General features: G+C 71.1%; 16 protein-coding genes. 9 read left to right on the top strand and 7 right to left on the bottom strand.

The annotated features are described in order from the left end of the window. Both D8M34_RS19025 and D8M34_RS15250 read left to right on the top strand, forming a co-directional pair. On the top strand, nt 1-421 hold a 421-nt coding region (locus D8M34_RS19025; protein WP_342343180.1), incomplete at its 5' end, for a sensor histidine kinase. Further along, nucleotides 418-1062, top strand: a complete 645-nt coding sequence (locus D8M34_RS15250; protein WP_025105188.1) for a response regulator — start codon at nt 418-420, stop codon at nt 1060-1062. The genes D8M34_RS19025 and D8M34_RS15250, both read left to right, overlap by 4 nt. Nucleotide 1063: 1 nt before the next feature. Here D8M34_RS15250 and D8M34_RS15245 read toward each other — a convergent pair whose 3' ends face one another. After that, nucleotides 1064-2302 (bottom strand): MFS transporter, encoded by a 1239-nt coding sequence (locus tag D8M34_RS15245; protein ID WP_126894403.1) that lies wholly within the window; start codon nt 2300-2302, stop codon nt 1064-1066. 60 nt (nt 2303-2362) lie between these two features. On the opposite strand from D8M34_RS15245, the gene D8M34_RS15240 reads away from it, so the two are divergent. Continuing rightward, entirely contained in the window at nt 2363-3424 is a 1062-nt protein-coding gene (locus tag D8M34_RS15240) for a LacI family DNA-binding transcriptional regulator (RefSeq protein WP_025105190.1), read from the top strand. 13 nt (nt 3425-3437) lie between these two features. Here D8M34_RS15240 and D8M34_RS15235 read toward each other — a convergent pair whose 3' ends face one another. After that, the gene (locus tag D8M34_RS15235) at nt 3438-4940 is read right to left on the bottom strand and encodes a hypothetical protein (RefSeq protein ID WP_126894402.1); all 1503 of its coding nucleotides are present in this window, start codon (nt 4938-4940) and stop codon (nt 3438-3440) included. Between the two features lie 120 nt (nt 4941-5060). Here D8M34_RS15235 and D8M34_RS15230 point away from each other — a divergent pair, with 120 nt between their 5' ends. From D8M34_RS15230 to mnhG, 6 genes are read left to right on the top strand one after another with little or no spacing between them, the layout of a single operon-like run. After that, the gene (locus D8M34_RS15230) at nt 5061-8033 is read left to right on the top strand and encodes a Na+/H+ antiporter subunit A (protein WP_126894401.1); all 2973 of its coding nucleotides are present in this window, start codon (nt 5061-5063) and stop codon (nt 8031-8033) included. Next, nucleotides 8033-8623 carry a Na(+)/H(+) antiporter subunit C gene (locus D8M34_RS15225; protein ID WP_025105193.1) on the top strand — a complete coding sequence of 197 codons (591 nt, stop codon included), beginning with the start codon at nt 8033-8035 and terminating at the stop codon, nt 8621-8623. Before D8M34_RS15230 ends, D8M34_RS15225 begins: the two co-directional genes overlap by 1 nt. Further along, nucleotides 8620-10173 (top strand): Na+/H+ antiporter subunit D, encoded by a 1554-nt coding sequence (locus D8M34_RS15220; RefSeq protein WP_062766066.1) that lies wholly within the window; start codon nt 8620-8622, stop codon nt 10171-10173. Before D8M34_RS15225 ends, D8M34_RS15220 begins: the two co-directional genes overlap by 4 nt. Beyond that, entirely contained in the window at nt 10170-10763 is a 594-nt protein-coding gene (locus D8M34_RS15215; protein WP_062637626.1) for a Na+/H+ antiporter subunit E, read from the top strand. The genes D8M34_RS15220 and D8M34_RS15215 overlap by 4 nt, the downstream gene beginning before the upstream one ends. Continuing rightward, nucleotides 10760-11029 carry a monovalent cation/H+ antiporter complex subunit F gene (locus D8M34_RS15210; protein ID WP_025105196.1) on the top strand — a complete coding sequence of 90 codons (270 nt, stop codon included), beginning with the start codon at nt 10760-10762 and terminating at the stop codon, nt 11027-11029. Before D8M34_RS15215 ends, D8M34_RS15210 begins: the two co-directional genes overlap by 4 nt. Then, a complete protein-coding gene (gene mnhG, locus D8M34_RS15205) occupies nt 11026-11415 on the top strand; it encodes a monovalent cation/H(+) antiporter subunit G (RefSeq protein ID WP_025105197.1) in 390 nt (129 codons plus the stop codon). The genes D8M34_RS15210 and mnhG overlap by 4 nt, the downstream gene beginning before the upstream one ends. Before the next feature lie 66 nt (nt 11416-11481). Here the strand turns inward: mnhG and D8M34_RS15200 are convergent, their stop codons facing one another. The 5 genes from D8M34_RS15200 to D8M34_RS15180 form a co-directional block, all read right to left on the bottom strand. Beyond that, nucleotides 11482-12243: an alpha/beta fold hydrolase gene (locus D8M34_RS15200; protein ID WP_126894400.1), complete on the bottom strand. Its 762-nt coding sequence runs from the start codon at nt 12241-12243 to the stop codon at nt 11482-11484. Nucleotides 12244-12278: 35 nt separating this feature from the next. Further along, the gene (locus tag D8M34_RS15195; RefSeq protein WP_126894399.1) at nt 12279-14921 is read right to left on the bottom strand and encodes a penicillin acylase family protein; all 2643 of its coding nucleotides are present in this window, start codon (nt 14919-14921) and stop codon (nt 12279-12281) included. A 132-nt stretch (nt 14922-15053) separates the two neighbouring features. Continuing rightward, a complete protein-coding gene (locus tag D8M34_RS15190) occupies nt 15054-16889 on the bottom strand; it encodes a YhgE/Pip family protein (RefSeq protein ID WP_126894398.1) in 1836 nt (611 codons plus the stop codon). After that, nucleotides 16886-17647 carry a hypothetical protein gene (locus tag D8M34_RS15185; protein ID WP_194088849.1) on the bottom strand — a complete coding sequence of 254 codons (762 nt, stop codon included), beginning with the start codon at nt 17645-17647 and terminating at the stop codon, nt 16886-16888. Before D8M34_RS15185 ends, D8M34_RS15190 begins: the two co-directional genes overlap by 4 nt. After that, nucleotides 17644-18270, bottom strand: coding sequence for a TetR/AcrR family transcriptional regulator (locus D8M34_RS15180; RefSeq protein WP_126894397.1), 627 nt, complete (start codon nt 18268-18270; stop codon nt 17644-17646). The genes D8M34_RS15185 and D8M34_RS15180 overlap by 4 nt, the downstream gene beginning before the upstream one ends. Nucleotides 18271-18311 lie beyond the last annotated feature (41 nt).

Below are 18311 nucleotides of genomic sequence, written 5' to 3'. Positions count from 1 at the left end.
CCGATCTCGCGGCGACGGGGCGCTCGCGCCGACCCCGGGATGGGCCGACCTCGAGGGCCTCGCCGCGGAGGCCCGACGCTCGGGCTTGGACGTGCGCCTCGCCGTCGAGGATCCGGTTGCGCTCGGCGGCGGCGGAGAGCAGGCGGTCGTGCGGGTGGTGCGTGAGGCGTTGGGGAACTGCGTCCGCCATGCGAACGGCGCCGTGGTCGACGTGGCCATCGGCCCTGTCGACGGTCAGGCGCACGTGACGGTGCGGTCGCGAGGCGGCGCGCCGACCGTCACCGCCGGGCAAGGCGGCGAGGGGTGGGGGCTGCAGATGCTTCGCGAGCGCATCACCGCGCTGGGCGGGACGTTCCGGGCCGGTGCGGAACCCGACGGCTGGCTGGTCGAGGCGCGACTGCCGGTGGGGGGCCGGGCATGACCGCACCGACCGTGCTGCTCGCCGACGACCACGGCGCGATCCGGGCCGGCCTGCGCATCATGCTGGAGACGCACGACATCACGGTCGTCGGGGAGGCCGCCGACGGCGAGGTGGCCGTGCGCAACGCCGCAGCGCTCCGGCCGGATGTCGTCCTCATGGATCTGCGCATGCCGGGACGCGACGGGGTCTCGGCCACCCGCGAGATCGTCGAGCGCGGACTGGGGGATGTGCTCGTCCTGACGAGCTTCGACGAGGACGAGCTCGTGCTCGCGGCGATCCGGGCGGGAGCGGTCGGATTCCTCCTGAAGACGGTCGACGCACCGACTCTCGTCCAGGCGGTGCGTGCTGTCGCCGCCGGAGAGGGAGCGCTGGATCCGCGGGTCACACGCCGCGCGCTCGCCGCGGTGGCGGCGTCCACCCCGGAGCCGGCGCCGATGACGACGTTCGCGCTGCCGGAGCTGACGCCCCGGGAGCGCGACGTCCTCGACGGGATCCTGCAGGGGTGGTCGAACGCCCAGCTCGCCGCGCGCCTGCGGATCTCCGTCCCGACGGTGAAGACGCACGTCTCGAACGTCCTCACCAAGCTCGGCGCGCGCAGCCGGTCGCACGCGGCCGCGCTCGTCCGCGGGGTCGAGGACTGAGTCAGCGCTCGACGGTCGGAACCGCCGGAGCCTTCTCCTCCGCGCGGAGCGGTCGGGCGGCGCCGGAGAACAGCCCCGAGAGCACCACGAGTGCGACGAGGATGAAGAGCGTGTTGAGAAGTCCGATGTGCTCGCTGATGACCCCGAGCACCGGCGGGCCCCCGAGGAAGGCCACGTAGCCGATGGTCGCGGCTGCGCTCACCCGTGCGGCGGCCTTGGCCGGATCGTCCGCCGCGGCCGACATGCCGAGGGGGAAGCCGAGCGACGCGCCGATGCCCCACAGCGCTGCGCCGACGAGGACCAGCGGCAGCGTGGGCGCGAGGATGAACAGCAGGATTCCGGTGGCGGCGGTCGCGGCCAGGATGCGCAGCACCAGCACCCGGCCGAAGCGGTCGACCAGCGGTCCACCGAAGAGGCGCACCACCGTCATGCCGACGGAGAACACCGCCAGGGCGACGGCGCCTGTGCCCTCCGCGAAGCCGTGTCCCTGCTCGGTGCCCAGGGCGATCCAGTCGTTGGCGCCGCCCTCCGCGAAGGACATGCCGAGCATGACGGTTCCCAGCAGATACGTGCGCGGTTCGCGCCAGGCCTCGAGCGCGGTGTGCATGCGCTGGCGGAACGGGGGCTTCTCGTGGTCCTCGGGGTCGAGCGCGGCCTCGCGCACGGGCACCTGGAAGAAGCAGACGACGGCGATCACGGCGATGAGGACGCCCATCGACACCGCGTGCGTGCCGACGTCGACCTTGAGGGCCGCGGCGAGGGCGCCGATGCCGGCGCCGAGCACGGTGCCGAAACTGAAGAACGCGTGGAAGACCGGCAGGATCGTGCGGCCCATCTGCTGTTCGATGGCGGTGGCCTCGACGTTCATCATCACGTCGACGCAGCCGTTGCCGAAGCCGAAGAGCACCATGCCGATGAGGACGACAGGCACCGACCCGAAGACGGTCGCGCCGAGGCCGACGAGGGCGATGCCCGAGGCGAACGTGAGCATCGCAAGGAGCATGCCGCGCCGCGCACCGGTCCGCGCCATGACGGCGGGGCTGGTCGAGATGCCGAGGATGGACGCGACGCCCATGCCCAGGAGGATCAGGCCGACCTGCGCGTTGTCGAGGTCGAGCGCCTCTTTGATCCCGGGCACGCGGGAGGCCCAGGTCGCGATCGAGAGTCCGCTGGCGAGGAAGATGGCGAAGATCGCGGTGCGCCAGCGCACGAACTGCGAGCGGGTGAGGGCGGTGTCCATGGCGAACAGCCTATCGAATCGATTCGACCTTGCGTGACCGAACCGGGCTATCCTCGGAGTATGACCAGGGAGACGCCGCGCCGGCCCACGATCGCCGATGTGGCTCGCGAGGCGGGGGTCGCCACCTCGACCGCGTCCGTCGTGTTCAGCGGCAAGGCCAAGGTCGCACCCGCCACCCGCGACCGGGTGCTCGCCGCCGCGACCGACCTCGGCTACACGGGGCCCGACCCGCGCGCCGCCTCTCTCCGTCGCGGGCGCAGCGGCATCGTGGCGGTGGTCCTCGAGGGACATCTGCGCGCTGCCTTCCTCGACCCGGTGACGACCGCGATGATGGACGGCCTCACCGACGGCCTGGCCGACCTCAGCGCCGGGATCCTCCTCATGCGCGACGAGCCGGGCGAGGACGGCTCGGCCATCGCGAGCGCCCCCGTCGACGCGGTGGTGCTCATCGGCTGCTCGGGGCGCACCCGCGCGTCCCTGGAGATCGTGCGCGGACGGGGTCTCCCGGTCGTCGTCATCGAGGGGGACGCGGGGCTCGACGTCCCGCGCATCACCCTGGACAACGTCGCCGCCTCCGCCGAGATCGCCCGGCACGTGCGCGACCTCGGACACCGGGACGTCGCGCTCGTCACGCTGTCGCTGGACGCCGAGCGCGAGCGCACCCTCATCACGCCGGAGCGTCTGGCCCACGCCACCGTCGACGTGACGGTCGACCGCCTCGCCGGCATGCGGGAGGTCTTCCCCGACGCACCGGCGATCTCGGCCTCGGGCAGCCTCATCGACGAGGGCATCCTCGTCGGGCGGATGCTGCTCACGGATCCCGACACCCGCCCGACCGCGGTGCTCGCGCAGAGCGACCTGCTGGCCGTCGGTGTGATCCGCGCCGCGGAGGAGCTCGGACTCCGCGTTCCCGAAGACCTCTCGGTCGCGGGTTTCGACGGCATCCCCCTCGATGGCCTCGGCGATCTCACCCTCACCACGAGTGTGCAGCCGGCGGTCGAGAAGGGGAGGGCGGCGGGAGAGCAGGTCGCCAGGATGCTGCGCGGTGAGCCGGGCATCACGCAGGACCTGCACTGCGTCTTCCGCGCCGGCACCACGACCGCGCCGCCTCCGTCGCGCTGACCGCGCGCACCGGTCAGGAACGCGCTGGCCCGAGGGGAAGCGTCGCCGGCGCGTAGTCGAGGATGCGGTAGCGCCCGCACGCGACGACGTCCGTGGGCGTCGCGGCGGTCGGCAGGTTCCACGCCACCGTCTGCGCGTCCTCGACGAGGAACGACACCTCACCCGCCGCGAAGTCGCGGCGGTCCACCAGCCACGCGTACCCGTGGAGCTCGTGGTCGACCTGCACGAGCCGGGCCGGGTCGGTCGCGTGCAGCTTCGGCAGCCGCACGGTCCAGAACTGTCCTGCCCCGGTGCGCCCCGACGAGTCCACCCAGTCCGTGACGCAGGCGAGGTCGGGGTCGGGAGCGCTCGCCGCCTGCACGATGCGGGGTACGGACGCGGCGCCACCGACGAGAAGGGCGATGGCGACGACGGCGGAGACGACCCGCGTCAGCGTGGCTCGCCGCGTCCGGACGCGCGGCACGGTGAGGAGAGCCAGGATCGGGGCGAAGACGAGCGGCTGCAGGTATCGCGCCGCGTGCGTCCCCGCCGCGATGCCGCCGACGAGCACGATGAGCGGGAGCGCCCAGGCGGCCGTGGCCACCAGGCGGTCACCGGCGTCCGACGCGTGGGCCGTCCGCACGACCGCGAGCAGCGTCAGCGCCAGGACGGCGACCGTGCCGAGCACCCCGCCGGGGGACGACAGCCGATCGATCGCGAGGCCGGCGTAGCACGCGGCGGAGTGGATCCATTCCGCGGGCTGGATGTAGCCCGCGCCGGAGTTCGCGATCCATGCCGAGAAGGGAATGCGACCGAGGAAGCCGAGAATGCTGCCCCCGACCAGCGCGGCGATCAGCGCGAGACCCCGGCGCCGGACCGCGAGCGTGGTGAGACAGAGGCCGCCCAGGACGAGGGAGAGGGGCACCGCGGCCCAAGCGGCGAACAGCGGATTGCTGAGGGTCGCCACCGTCGCGACCATCCCCAGAGACACGGGCAGTGCCGCACCCTTGCGGGGGCGATCGAGGAAACGCCGACACAGGCCGACGGCGAGCAACACGCCCACGACGGTCGCGGAGTAGTACGTCGTCGTCAGCACCAGCGATGCGAGTTCGAGCGCGTCGCGGGACGGCGAGGACTCCGTGACGATGAGGAGACAGAACACGGCGAGGGCGCCGACCGACCAGGCGACCGGTGCGCGACCCTCGACGCACCGCCCGGCGACGAGCCGGATCGCCCCGTAGAGCGCGAGCACGTTCACGACCGCATTGACCGCCAGCACGCCGTTCACGTCGAACGGCAGCACGGCATCGAGGGCCGTGAACACCGCGATCTCGGGCAGGAAGAGCACGCTGGACAGCGCCCAGTCGCCCCCACCCCCATCCAGGATCGATCGGCCGACGAGGGCAACGATCAGCGAGTCCCCGTCGTCGAACATCAGGAGCGATCGGGGTGACGTCGCCAGGTGTCCCACGGCGAGGAGCGCCAGCGCCAGCGCGGCCGCCCACCCCGCCAGCTCGCGCCCCCAGACCCGCCGCATGCGACCACTCTGACACGCGATCTCGAAGCTCGCGGGGCCGACAGGCGCCTCGGCCCGGTAAACTGTACGGAGACCGCCCGCCTGAGCCACACGGCCGACGAGCCCCGAGGAGCCGCGTATATGCTGATGCTCCTCGCGGTGTTCCTTCTCGGGTCGCTCTTGATGCCCGTCCTGGTGCGCTGGCTGGGAGCTCAGGCTTTCGCCGTCGCCGCCCTCGTTCCGGCCGCCGCGTTCGTGCATGCACTCGTGCTCACGCCGCAGGTGCTCGACGGCCCCGTGCCGTTCGTCTCCGTGCCGTGGATCCCGCAGCTCGGACTGAACCTGTCCATGAACATGGACGTCCTCGGGTGGGTCCTCACGCTCATCGTCACGGGCGTCGGCGCGCTGGTGCTCCTCTACTGCCGCTGGTACTTCCACGACGAGGCCGCCGGCATCGGGCAGTTCGCGGGCGTCCTCCTCGCGTTCGCGGGGGCGATGTACGGTCTGGTCCTCACCGACGACCTCGTGATGCTCGTGATGTTCTGGGAGGCCACGAGCATCCTCTCCTACCTCCTCATCGGTCACTACCGCCGCCGTGCCGCCAGCCGACGCGCCGCGCTGCAGGCGCTCCTCGTGACCACCCTGGGCGGACTGGTGATGTTCGTCGGCGTCGTGCTGCTCGTCGTCGACACCGGGACGTCGAGCATCCGGGAGATCCTCGCCATCGCGCCGACCGGCCCGATCGTCGATGCGGCGATCGTCATGCTCCTGATCGGCGCCATCAGCAAGTCGGCGCTGTTCCCCTTCCACTTCTGGCTGCCCGGCGCCATGGCGGCCCCCACCCCGGTCAGCGCCTACCTGCACGCCGCGGCCATGGTGAAGGCCGGCATCTACCTCATCGCCCGCTTCGCGCCCATCTTCGCCTTCAGCCCGACGTGGCGGCCGATCGTGCTCACGCTCGGCATCCTCACCATGCTGCTCGGCGGCATCCAGGCGCTGCGGGAGACCGACCTCAAGCGCGTGCTCGCGTTCGGCACCGTGAGCCAGCTCGGCTTCTTCGCGGTCGTCGTCGGCTACGGCACGCAGGCGGCGGCGCTCGCCGGCATCGCCCTCGTGATCGGGCACGCGCTGTTCAAGTCGGCGCTGTTCCTCATCGTCGGCGTGATCGACCGGCAGCTGTCCACCCGTGACGTGACCGAGCTCTCCGGCGTCGGCCGCCAGGCACCGGTCATGGCCACGACCGCGTTCATCGCCGTGGCGTCGATGGCCGGCGTGGCCCCGACCATCGGATTCGTGGCGAAGGAATCGACGCTCACGGCGCTCCTGGACGACGCCCTCGGCGGCTCGGTGTGGGGCCTCGTCGCCCTGATCGGCGTCGCTCTCGGATCCATGCTCACTGCGGCATACGGCGTGCGCTTCCTCTGGGGCGCGTTCTGGACCAAGCGCGATGCCGAGGGACAGCGGCAGCCGGACACGGTCTGGCCCGACCCCCCGGTGGGTTTCCTCTCCGCGCCGATCATCCTCGCCGGAGTGACGCTCGCCGCGGGTATCGGCGCCCCGGCCCTCGACGTCGCCCTGCAGCCGTATGCGCTGACCGCGACCCCGGGACTCGACCACGAGGGGGCAGCCGTCGAGGGACCTGGTCACCTCGCCCTCTGGCACGGCCTCGAGCCCGCTCTCGGCATCTCGATCCTGTCGATCCTGCTCGGCATCGGACTCTTCCTGCTCACGCGCCGGACCGGGTGGGACCGCCGCCCCCGCCTGCTGCCGTTCACCGCCGCCGACGCCTATTACGTGGTGATGCGCGGCATCGACAGGCTCTCGGTGCTGAGCACGACGCTCACCCAGCGCGGCTCGCTGCCCGTCTACGTGGGGACGATTTTCGTCGTCTTCGTCGCCGCCGAGGTCACCGCGCTGGTGGCGAGCGACATCGACCGCTACCAGCTCTCGCTGTGGCACACGCCGGCCCAGCTCGCCGTCGCCCCGATCATGGCCGTCGCCGGCGTCGTGGCGGTGCGTGCGCGCAAGCGCTACACCGGCGTCGTGCTCGCCTCGGTCACCGGTCTGGGCATGGTCGTGCTCTTCGCCACCAGCGGGGCACCGGATCTCGCGCTCACCCAGATCCTCGTCGAGACGGTGACGATGGTGACCTTCGCGCTCGTCCTGCGCCGACTGCCGGCGCGCATGGGCGAGCACAACGCCTCCGTGAGCCGCATCCCGCGCGCTCTCCTCGGCATCGGCGTCGGCCTCACCATGGCGTTCGTCGCCGTCGTCGCGACCCAGTCCCGCGTGGCGGACCCGATCTCGGCGATCTTCCCGGAGATCGCGTACGAGATCGGCCACGGCAAGAACGTGGTCAACGTGGCGCTCGTCGACCTCCGCGGCTGGGACACGATGGGCGAGCTCTCCGGGCTCGTGCTCGCCGCGACCGGTGTCGCCTCACTCGTGTTCGTCACGCACCGCGCCGATCTCCTTGCCGCCACGAAGACCCTGCCCCGCTCGGTGCGGAAGTCCGCGCGCAGTCGGCCACTCGTGGAGACCACGGACGGTGTGCGCTTCCAGACCGCGGAGAACCGCTCGGCGCCGCGCGCCTGGCTCGTCGGCGGCCAGAAGATGAAGCCCGAGAACCGGTCGATCCTGCTCGAGGTCATCGTCCGCATCCTGTTCCACACGATCATCGTCGTGTCGATCTTCCTGCTCTTCGCCGGGCACAACCTCCCCGGCGGCGGCTTCGCGGGCGGGCTCGTCGCCGGCATGGCGCTCGTCATGCGCTACATCGCGGGAGGGCGCTGGGAGCTGGGCGCTGCGGCGCCGACCGATGCCGGTCGCCTCCTCGGCACGGGTCTGATCCTCGCCGTGGGCACCGCGGTCGTGCCGCTGTTCTTCGGCCTCGCGCCGCTCACCAGCACCTTCTGGGAGTGGGAGATCCCCGGCATCGGACACATGGAGTTCGTCACCTCGACGATCTTCGACATCGGCGTCTACCTCGTCGTGATCGGACTCGTCCTCGACGTGCTCCGCAGTCTCGGTGCGGAAGTGGACCGGCAGGCGGCACAGCGCACCGGCGCGGGCGTCGCCGTCGACTTCTCCTCGCGGGCAGGGGGGAACGGCTGATGGACGTCTCGCTGGCCCTCATCGCGATCATGGCCGTGCTCTTCGCGTGCGGCGTGTACGCGATGCTGGAGCGCAGCCTCACCCGCGTCCTCATCGGTTTCCTCCTGCTCGGCAACGCCACGAACCTCCTGCTGCTCATCGTGATGGGCGTGCCGGGCAACGCGCCGTTCTTCGGCACCGAGGGCGACCTGAGCGACCCGCTGCCGCAGGCCCTGACGCTCACCGCCATCGTCATCACGTTCGCGGTCTCCGCGTTCCTGCTCGCGCTCATCTACCGGTCGTGGCAGCTCGGCCAGGCGGACACGGTCGAGGACGACGAGGCCGACATCGCGCTGCGCGAGCGCACCGACGCCGACGAAGACCTCATGGACGACGAGTCCGAGTCGGGCGACGACGACGCCACCACCGACTTCGTGGGCGTGCAGACCGCTCCGATCACCGTCCTGCACATGCGCGACAACCCGGCGATCCACGATGACGCGCCGTACGACGCGCCCTTCGTCCCCGAGCCGGAGCCCGAACCCGACGGTGCCGCCGACGGCGCTGCAGACCGGGACGACGACACGACAGACGGGGAGGGCAGGCCATGACCACGCTCGTCCCGCTCCTCGTCGCCCTGCCGCTCCTCGGTGCGGCGATCACCCTGGTCTTCGGTCGCAATGCGCGCCTGCAGGTGTTCGTCACCGTCGCGACACTCGCGGTCGTGTCCGTCATCGCGGCGGTGCTGCTCGTCGTCGTCGACGCGGGCTCCCCGCTGGCGGTCTCGGTGGGCGGGTGGCCGGTGCCGTTCGGCATCGTCCTCTACGTCGACCGTCTCGCCGCGCTCCTGGTGCTCGTCTCCAGCGTGGTGCTGCTCGCGGTCCTCCTCTTCTCCATCGGTCAGGGCGTGGCCGACGGGCCGGACGAGACCCCGATCTCGATCTTCAACCCCTCGTACCTGATCCTCGCCGCCGGCATCTTCAACGCCTTCATCGCCGGCGACCTGTTCAACCTGTACGTCGGGTTCGAGATCCTCCTCGTGGCCTCGTACGTGCTGATCACCCTGGGCAGCACGGAGTCGCGCATCCGCACCGGCGCGGTCTACATCGTCGTCTCGCTCGTCTCGTCGATCCTGTTCCTCGCGTCGATCGCGATGATCTACGGCGCCCTCGGCACGGTCAACATGGCCCAGATCGCCGAGCGGATGGCGGAGCTGCCGCAGGACACGCAGCTCGTGCTGCACCTCATGCTCGTGGTCGCCTTCGGGATCAAGGCCGCGATCTTCCCCGTGTCGTTCTGGCTGCCCGACTCCTACCCGACGGCCCCCGCGCCGGTGACCGCCGTGTTCGCCGGCCTGCTGACCAAGGTCGGCGTGTACGCGCTGATCCGGACGGAGACGCAGCTCTTCGCCTCGAACAGCATCGACACGCTGCTGCTCATCATCGCGCTGGCGACGATGATCGTCGGGGTCCTCGGCGCCGTCGCGCAGGCCGAGCTCAAACGGATCCTGTCGTTCACGCTCGTCAGCCACGTCGGCTACATGATCTTCGGTCTCGCGATCGCGACCCCGGCGGCGATCGGCGCGACCGTGTACTACATCGTCCACCACATCGTCGTGCAGACCACCCTGTTCCTCGCGGTGGGACTCATCGAACGTCGGGCCGGCAGCACCTCCATCCTCCGGGTCAAGGGTCTGCTCAAGATCGCTCCCGTGATCGCCCTGCTGTACTTCATCCCGGCGATCAACCTCGGTGGTCTGCCGCCGTTCTCCGGGTTCATCGGCAAGTTCGCCCTGTTCGAAGCGGCCGCGTCCGTGGGCACGCCGCTCATGATCGTGCTCATCTTCGGCGGCATCATCACGTCGCTGCTCACCCTCTACGCGCTCATGAGGGCCTGGAACCTCGCGTTCTGGCGTGAGGAGGAGGACTCGACCGAGACCGAGGGGCGCATCTCGTACCTCACCGGAGCCCCCGCCGCGGATGAGCAGCAGGAGCGCCGGCACATCCCCAAGATCATGACCGTGGCCACTGCCGGGATGGTCACCGTGACGGTGGCCCTGACGATCTTCGCCGGACCGCTGTACGCTCTGTGCGACCGTATCGGGGCGGGCCTGCTGCAGCCGGTCAACCTCGTCCAGCTGGAAGACGAGGTGGAGGGATGAGCCCCGAGACCAAGAGCGTCTGGCGGGACATCGGCATGCAGCTGCCGTTCCTCGCCTGGCTGATCGTGCTGTGGATGCTGCTGTGGGCCCAGTTCACGGTGCTCTCCTTCCTCACGGGACTCGTGGTGGCGATCTTCGTGACGCGGGTGTTCCGCCTGCCCACGGTCGAGCTCTCCGGGCGCATCAACCTCTGGTACGGCGCGCTGTTCGTCGTGCAGTTCCTCTTCGCGATCCTCCGTGGCGCGCTCTCGGTGACCGTGCAGGTGTTCGACTTCCGCCGGCAGCCCGGCACCGCCATCATCGCGGTGCCGCTCCGCTATGCCGACGACCTCGTCATGACGCACGTCGCCGTGGTGTCGTCGCTCATCCCGGGCTCCCTGGTGGTCGAGGCCGACCGCGACCGCGGGATCCTCTACCTGCACGTGATCGGCGTGCGCAGCCGGGAGGACGTCGAGAAGCAGCGGCAGGGCGTGCTCGGCTGGGAGAAGCGCATCGTCCGGGCACTCGGCAATCCGACCCAGTACCGGGCGCTCAAGGCCGACGAACGTGCCGGCCGCATCGACCCCGCGACGATCGGCGGTGCCCGATGAACACCCTGCTCCTCATCATCCTCGCCGTGTTCGGCGTGGCCGCGATCCTCGCCGTCATCCGCATCGTGCGCGGTCCGTCGATCCTCGACCGTGCCGTCGCCGCCGACGTGCTGCTGACCGAGGTCATGTGCGTGCTCGGCGCCGAGATGGCCATCAACGGCCACACCCGCAACATCCCCGTGCTCCTCATCATCGCGGCGGTCGGTGTGTTCGGATCGATCGCGGTCGCCCGGTTCGTCGCGAGAAGGGACAACACGACACCATGAACGTGTTCGGTCTGATGATCCCTGATGCCGTCGTCGACGTGGCGGTGCTCGTGCTCATCCTGCTCGGGGCGATCCTCTGCCTCTCCGCCTCCGTGGGACTCCTGCACTTCCGCGACGTGCCCACGCGACTGCACGCCGCGACGAAGCCGCAGGTGCTCGGGCTGCTGCTGATCTGCGTGGCGATCGCGCTGTCGCAGCGGTCCGTCGGCGGTGTGCTGTTCGGCCTCGTGCTCGTGGCCCCCGTGGTGCTCATGCAGTTCGCGACCGCGCCCCTGTCCGCGCACATGGTCGGGCGTCAGGCCTACCGCAACGGCACGATCGAGCAGCGGGGTCTCGTCGTCGACGAGCTCGCCGAGTCGAAGCAGACCCCTCCCGCCGCCGGCTGACCGTTTCGAATCGCGCACTGTGCTCCTTTTCGGCCGCAGATGCCGCACAGTGAGCGATTCGAAGGGCTAGGTGCGGGCGGCGAAGGCCTCGATGAGGCGGGCGGCGGGCTCGGAGTCGCTGATGAGGGTGCCGTGTCCGTGGTCCGGGATGACGGCGAGCTCCGCCCCCGGGATGGCGTCGAGGATGTCCTGGCACCAGCTCATCGGGGCCAGCGGGTCGTCCTCGCCGCGCAGCACCAGCACCGGGCAGGCGATACGCACGAACGCCTTCTCCGGCTGATGCACGATGGTCGCCCGCATCTTGCGGATCAGGTGCGGGCCGCCGCGGAGGTACTCGCGGGCACCGCGCCAGATCACGAGGGGGCGCTCGCCCAGGAGGTCCTGGAGGAGGTAGCGGGCCTGGGCGCCGATGTTCCGTTCGGCCTTGTCGACGGTCGGGCCCGCTAGCACGACCCCGGCCACGAGGGACGGATGCCGGGCGGCGAGTTCCGCCGCGATCTGACTGCCCATGGAGTGCCCGATCACCACGACGGGATCCGCGCCGACATGCCGGAGATAGGCGGCCACCAGGTCGGCGTGCCGCTGCATCGTCAGCGTCCGTGTGGGCTCCGGGGCCTCGCCGAAGCCGGGGAGGTCGAGCGCGATCACCCGCCCCTGCAGCCGCTGGGTGAGGTCGAGGTAGACGCTGCGCCCCATGCCGATGCCGTGCAGCAGCAGGTAGGTGGGCGGACCGTCGCCGAAGGTCTCGGCGATCAGGGTCGCACCGCCGTGCTCGAACTCGAGGAGGGTGGCCGGCGTCCCCTTCGGGGCGAGGTAGCTGGTGGGCACCTGTCCACGCTAGCCGAGCACCCTCCACCCGCCTCTCAGCCGGCGGGCGTGAGTGTCAGGGTGTCGACCGCGGCCGCCTTCACGGCCTTCGGCGTGAACGCCCAGTGACGCTGGACCCCCGTCGACCAGTCCTTCGTCTGATCGACGTAGTGCGCGTGGAACGCGTGACCGGAGGCTCCGGTCAGGTGGATCCAGGTCGAGCCGTCGAAGTCGGCGAGGTCGACGACCATGCGCATGGAGGGGACGGTGGTGGTGGCGTACGAGACGCCGAGCTGCCACCCCGTCGCATCGACCACGGAAGCCCCGCCGCCCACCGGATAGGGCCCACGGTTGAAGAGGGCCTCGATGGGGGCGATGCCCGAGGAGCCGAACGTGTCGCTCGTGAGGGTGAGGGCGTGCAGGTCGCCCCAGTTCCATCGCGCCACGTCCGTGCCCTGAATCCCGGACAGCTCGTCGTACGCCTCCTCGGCCGACAGCGCGAGCATCTCGTCCCGGCCGTCGACGTCGAGCTCGGGGTTGCTCCACAGCGGGTCGTCGGGGTCCTCCAGCATCGCGCCGACGACGGTGAACAGGCGGCCCTGGCCGTCGATCGGGAGAGACTGCTCGCGCTCGGCGAAGATGTTCTGCACGAGATTCGACCACAGCACGTTCGCGTACGCGGCCCCGGCGGACGACGCGCTGTTCTGCCCGTCCCACCCGCGCAGCAGCTCGACCGCGCGCTGCGGACCCGCTCCCTCGACCTCGACGTCGGCCATCGCGGCCGCGAGCTGCGTGCCGATCCACATCTCGCCGTCCATCTGGATCTCGCGCATGTCGTCGGCCGTCAGTGGCCCGGCGGCGGCCCGGCGTTCGATGAGGTGGGCGATGCGGGCGGCGCGGTAGCCCTGGTCCCAGTCCCGCGAGAGGAAGTGCTCGTAGTCGTCGGTGACGATGGCGTTGTTGGCCGTGACGATGTATCCGGAGCGGGGGTTGTAGGACACCGGCAGCTCCTCGAACGGGATGTACCCGGTCCAGTCGTAACTGCTGTCCCATCCGGGCTGCGGCATCCAGCCGTCGCCGGCCCCGCGGATCGGTAGGCGGCCGGGGGTCTGGTAGCCGATGTTGCCGTCGACGTCGGCGTAGATGAGGTTCTGCGCCGGCACGTCGAACAGGGAGGCCGCGCGGCGGAAGTCCTCGAAGTCCTGGGCGGTCGACAGCGCGAAGATCGCCGTCGCGGTGGTGCCGGGGTCGAGCGCCGTCCACCGCAGGCTCACGGCGTACTCGGCATCGTCAGACCCGGGGGCATCGGGCACGGTGCCCTCCGCTGTGAGCCCGGGCGTCGGGTCGTCCGCGATCGCGGTGAAGTCGTCCGTGAGGCCGGAGATGATCGGTCCGTGCACGGTGGAGCGGATGGTGAGCTCGATGTCGTCCCCGCCGGCGACCTCGATGGTCTCCGTGCTCTCCTCCAGCGGCACGAGCTCGCCGTCGCGCCAGTAGGAGTCGCCCTCGATGCGCTCGACGTACAGGTCGGTGACATCGGTGGTGAGGTTGGTGAAGCCCCACGCCACGCGCTGGTTGTGACCGATGACGATGCCGGGCAGTCCGGAGAAGGAGAACCCGCCGACGTCGAACGGGCAGTCCTCGTCCACCGTCGAGCACTTGAGCTGCACCTGGTACCAGACCGACGGGAGCGAGGCGCCGAGGTGCGGGTCGTTGGCGAGCAGCGGCATCCCGGACTCGGTGAGGTCGCCGGAGACCACCCAGGAGTTGGAGCCGATGCCCTCGTCGACGTCGCCGACGAGCAGGCTCGCCGCCTCGATGACGGAGGACGTCTCCTCCCACTCCACCGTGGTGAGCGCCTGCTGCGCCTCGCCGTCGCCCTGAGGCGTGGGGAAGGCCGCAGGCTCCGCGCCGGGCTCCAGCGGCGGGACGGTGGAGATGGTGGGCACGATCACCGGGTTCCGATCGAAGGGGTAGTCCGGGTAGAGCGTGCCGAGCAGGGCCTCCACGTCGGCGTCCGGGTCGTCGGCGAGCTGCCCCGCGAGCAGTGCGCGCTCGGTCTCGTCCTCGACGTTGGTGCGGAGATCCCAGGCCATCGCCTTCAGCCACGCCACCGAGTCCGCCGGCTCCCACGGCTCCGGCTCGTAGTCGGGGTTCTGCAGTCCGAGGACCGCGTACTCGAGCGACAGCTCCGCGCCGGAACGCGAGGACAGGTAGGCGTTGACGCCGGCCGCGTAGGCCTCATAGTAGCCGCGGGTGACATCGTCCATCGCCTCCACCTCGGCCTCGGCGGTGGTGCGCCAGCCCAGGGTGCGCAGGAACGCGTCGGTGCCGGCCTGGGAGGCGCCGAACAGCTCGGCGACCCGCCCGGAGGTGACGTGGCGGCGGAAGTCCATCTCGAAGAACCGGTCCTGCGCGTGCACGAAGCCCTCGGCGAAGAAGAGGTCGTCCGAGGAGTCGGCGGTGATCGTGGGCACCCCGCTGGCGTCGCGCTGCACGGTGACCTCCGCCTTCAGGCCGTCGAGCGTCGTGGTGCCGGAGGTCTGCGGGAAGGAGCGCTGGATCGTCCACGTCACGAAGAACGCGGCGGCGACGGCCACGATCACGATGGCGGCGACCACGAGGAACGCGATGCGTCCGATGCGGGCACCCAGGGAGGGGCGCGGGGGAACGGCGGACGCCGGCGAATCGGTCATCATCGTCGAGAACTCTTTCGGGTAGCCAGGTGGGACTCAGTCCCACCGAGCCCCAGTACGCGTTTCACGGGTACGCGCTCTCGCATCATAGCCGTCCCGCGCTCGCCGCGGGACGGACCGCGGCGAGCGGGAGGCTCAGCCGATGAGGCTGGGCTGCAGATCCCGCAGCGTGCGGCGATGCGTCATGCGGGTCACCCCGATCATCGCCAGCAGCAGCGCCCCCGCCAGCCAGGCGCCCAGCACCGCCAGATCCCAGCCGGCCCGGGCGTAGTCGCCGCCGTACATGAGCTGGCGCATGGCATCGACGACGTAGCCGAGGGGCAGCACGTGATGCAGTGCGGCGAGGGGAGCGGGCAGGGTCTGCCACGGGAACGTCCCGCCCGCGGTGACGAGCTGGAGCACCATGAGGACGAGCCCGAGGAACTGCCCCACGGAGCCGAGCCAGACGTTGAGGGCGAGGATGATCGCGGCGAACGTGGCCGAGGCGAACATCATCACCCCGAGGGTGCCCAGCGGATGATCGAACGTGAAGCCGAGTGTCAGCGCCAGGATGCCCATCAGCCCGAGCATCTGCACCGCGCCGAGCATCGCCGGCGTCAGCCAGCCCGCGAGCGTGATCCGGATCGGGGAGTGCAGCGCCGTGACGGCGCGGCGGGAGATCGGCTTCACGATGAGGAACAGCGCATAGATGCCGATCCACGCGGAGAGGGCGGCGAAGAACGGGGCGAGGCCCGCGCCGTAGTCCTCGGCGGAGGCGACCTTGTCGCTGGAGACCTTCACCGGGTCGGCGATCGTGTCGGCCTGCAGTGAGCGCAGGTCGGGGGTGGAGGCGGGGATGGCCTGCACGCCGTCGGCGAGGCCGTCCCGCAGCTCCGCGGTCCCGGAGGACAGGGTCTGCAGACCGTCGCGGAGCTGGGCCGCGCCCGCGTTCGCCGCGGCCGCGCCCGTCGCGAGGGTGCCGGCGCCGCCGGCGAGATCACTCGCCCCCGCGGCCAGCGAGGCGGAACCGGCGGCGAGCTGATCGACCTTGCCGACCGCGTCCTGCACCTGGGCGTTGCCCTCCTCGATCCGGGTGCCGAGAGGATCCAGGCGCGCGAGCACCGCGTCGATCTCCTCAGGCGCGAGTCCCTGCTCGGTGAGGACGTCGGTGATGTCCGCGCGCACCTGCGGCAGCGCATTCGTCGCCTCCTGCACTGCGGCTCCGGCCCGGTCGGCGACGTCGGCGAGTTGGCGGTTGCCGGCACTCACCTGCTGGGCGCCGTCGGCGAGGGTCTGCGCCCCGGAGGCGAGCTGCGCGGAGCCCTCGGCGAGCTGCGCTGTGCCGTCGGCGAGCGACGTGCTGCCGGAGGCCGCGGTGCTCGCGCCGTCGGCGAGCTGCGTGGCGCCGTCCGTCGCGGAGACCAGGTTGTCGCGCACGTCGCTGAGCCCGGTCAGCAGTCTCTCCGCGGCCTCGCTGCCGACCATCTCGGCGACGGAGCTGCGGATCTTCTCCACGGCCTGCGAGCCCATCGACGAGGCGAGGTAGTTGTTCGCGTCGTTCGTCTCCAGCTCGATCCGGGCATGGTGCGGGTCGTCGCCCGCCGCGGAGGTGAGGGCGGCGGAGAAGTCGGCCGGGATCGTCACGGTGAAGTCGACCACGCCGTGGCGCAGGGCGTCGGCGGCCTCGTCCTCGGTCATGCGCTGCCAGTCGAAGGCGTTGCCCTCGATGAGGTTCTCCGCCACGTCCTCGCCGTAGTTGACGGTCTCGTCGGTCGCCGGCTCGGTACCGGTCGTGGGGGCGGGAGCGCCCTCGTCGTCGACCACGAGGGCCACGGGGACCTCGGAGAACTTCGCATACGGATCCTGGTTCGCCCAGAGGTAGAGGCCGCCGTAGAGGATCGGCACGCAGATCAGGGCCACGAGGGCGAGGATGCCCATCCGGCTCGCGGTCAGGCGGCGGAGCTCGGCGGCGATCATGGCGGGAACCTTCATCGCGCTTCTCCTTCCTCGTCGGTCGTGGGTTCGCCCTGGTCTGGGGCGTCATCGTCGGTCGCGGATTCGTCCGCCGCCACGCTCTCCTCCGGCGCGTCCGCCGCGGGTTCCGGACGTTCGAGCACCAGGGGCTCGATCGGTCCGGACGCGTTGATCGCATCGAACTCGTGCATCCGCTCGAGGGCGACGGCGGCGGAACCGCCGACGATCACGAGCATCGCGTACCCGCGGTCCGCGAACTCGGCCGCGATGCGCCACCATCCGTCCGGGCTGCCGCCGTGACGATCCGGGGCGACGAGGACGATGCCCTCGACGCCCTCGCGGAGCACCGCGAGCTCGCACAGGATGCGCACGCGCGCGGCCGGGTCGACCGAGCCGATGGGGACGGAGGCGAGCTCCTGGTACCCCACCCGGCCGAGCCAGCGCCGGGCGTGGAGCGGGGTCGCGCCGCGTCCGGCGAACATCAGCTCCTCGCCCACCACCCCGGCGACGGTGATGTCCGGGTGCGGGTCGCTCACGTCCGGGGCGTCCACGAGCGCGATGCGGCGGCGCAGCTCCTTCGGGCTCGCCGCCGCATCGATCGTGACGCGGCCCGTGTCCGGACGCATCCGCCCGCTCGCGATGAGGCCGAGCACGGTCGGCCGCTGCTCGGTCTCCGCGAGGGCGTAGCGGACGGCGCCGGAGTGGAACTCGAGACTCATGGACGGAAGCGCCTGGCCGGCGCGGCCCTTGCTGACCTCGTGCAACGTGATCCTCATGCGCGGACCTCCTGGTCCTCGGCGGTGATGTCCTGGTGAGTGGAGAGCAGCTCGTCGGCCTCGCGCCAGGAGAGCCCCGCGATGCTGAGCACGGTCCGGACGGCGACGCCTCCCGCGCCGCGGCTCTGCGCGTCGGTGCGGGAGACGACGGTGCGCGCCATCTCCTCGATCAGTCGGGCGAGCGTCGGGGCGGCGAGGTCCGTGCGGAAGCTGCCGTCCTCCTGTCCCCGTCGTACGAGGGCGGCGACGCTCCGGCGCAACGGCGCGAGGGCCGCGGCGGTGTGCTCGACGTGCGCCTCGTCGAGGGCGAGCGCGGCGGCGACCTGGATGTGCCCCGCCTCCTCCCAGAGCCGGGCGGCCAGTCGGGCGAGAGCGAGGCGGGCGTCGGGGTCGTCGATCGAGGCGGCGATGGCGTTGAAGCGCTGGGCGCCGGTGGAGACGAGTTCGCGGATCAGGGCGTCCCGATCCTCGAAGTGCCCGTAGAGGGTGCGGCGGGACAGGCCGGCGGTGCGGGCGATCGCATCGAGGGAGGCGTGCGGGTCGGTGGCAAGGGCGCTGCGAGCCGCGGACAGGATGCCGGCGCGGTTCTCCGCAGCGTCGCGACGAAGGGCGCGAGTGGTCATCCCTTCATGGTAATAACGTGCACAGCTCTGTGCAAGATAAC

Origin of the sequence: Microbacterium sp. HSID17254, from assembly GCF_003989315.1 — a bacterium.
Classification (GTDB): Bacteria; Actinomycetota; Actinomycetes; order Actinomycetales; family Microbacteriaceae; genus Microbacterium.
Note: the sequence above shows the minus strand (reverse complement) of the source record. Positions and strands in the feature narration are given on the sequence as shown.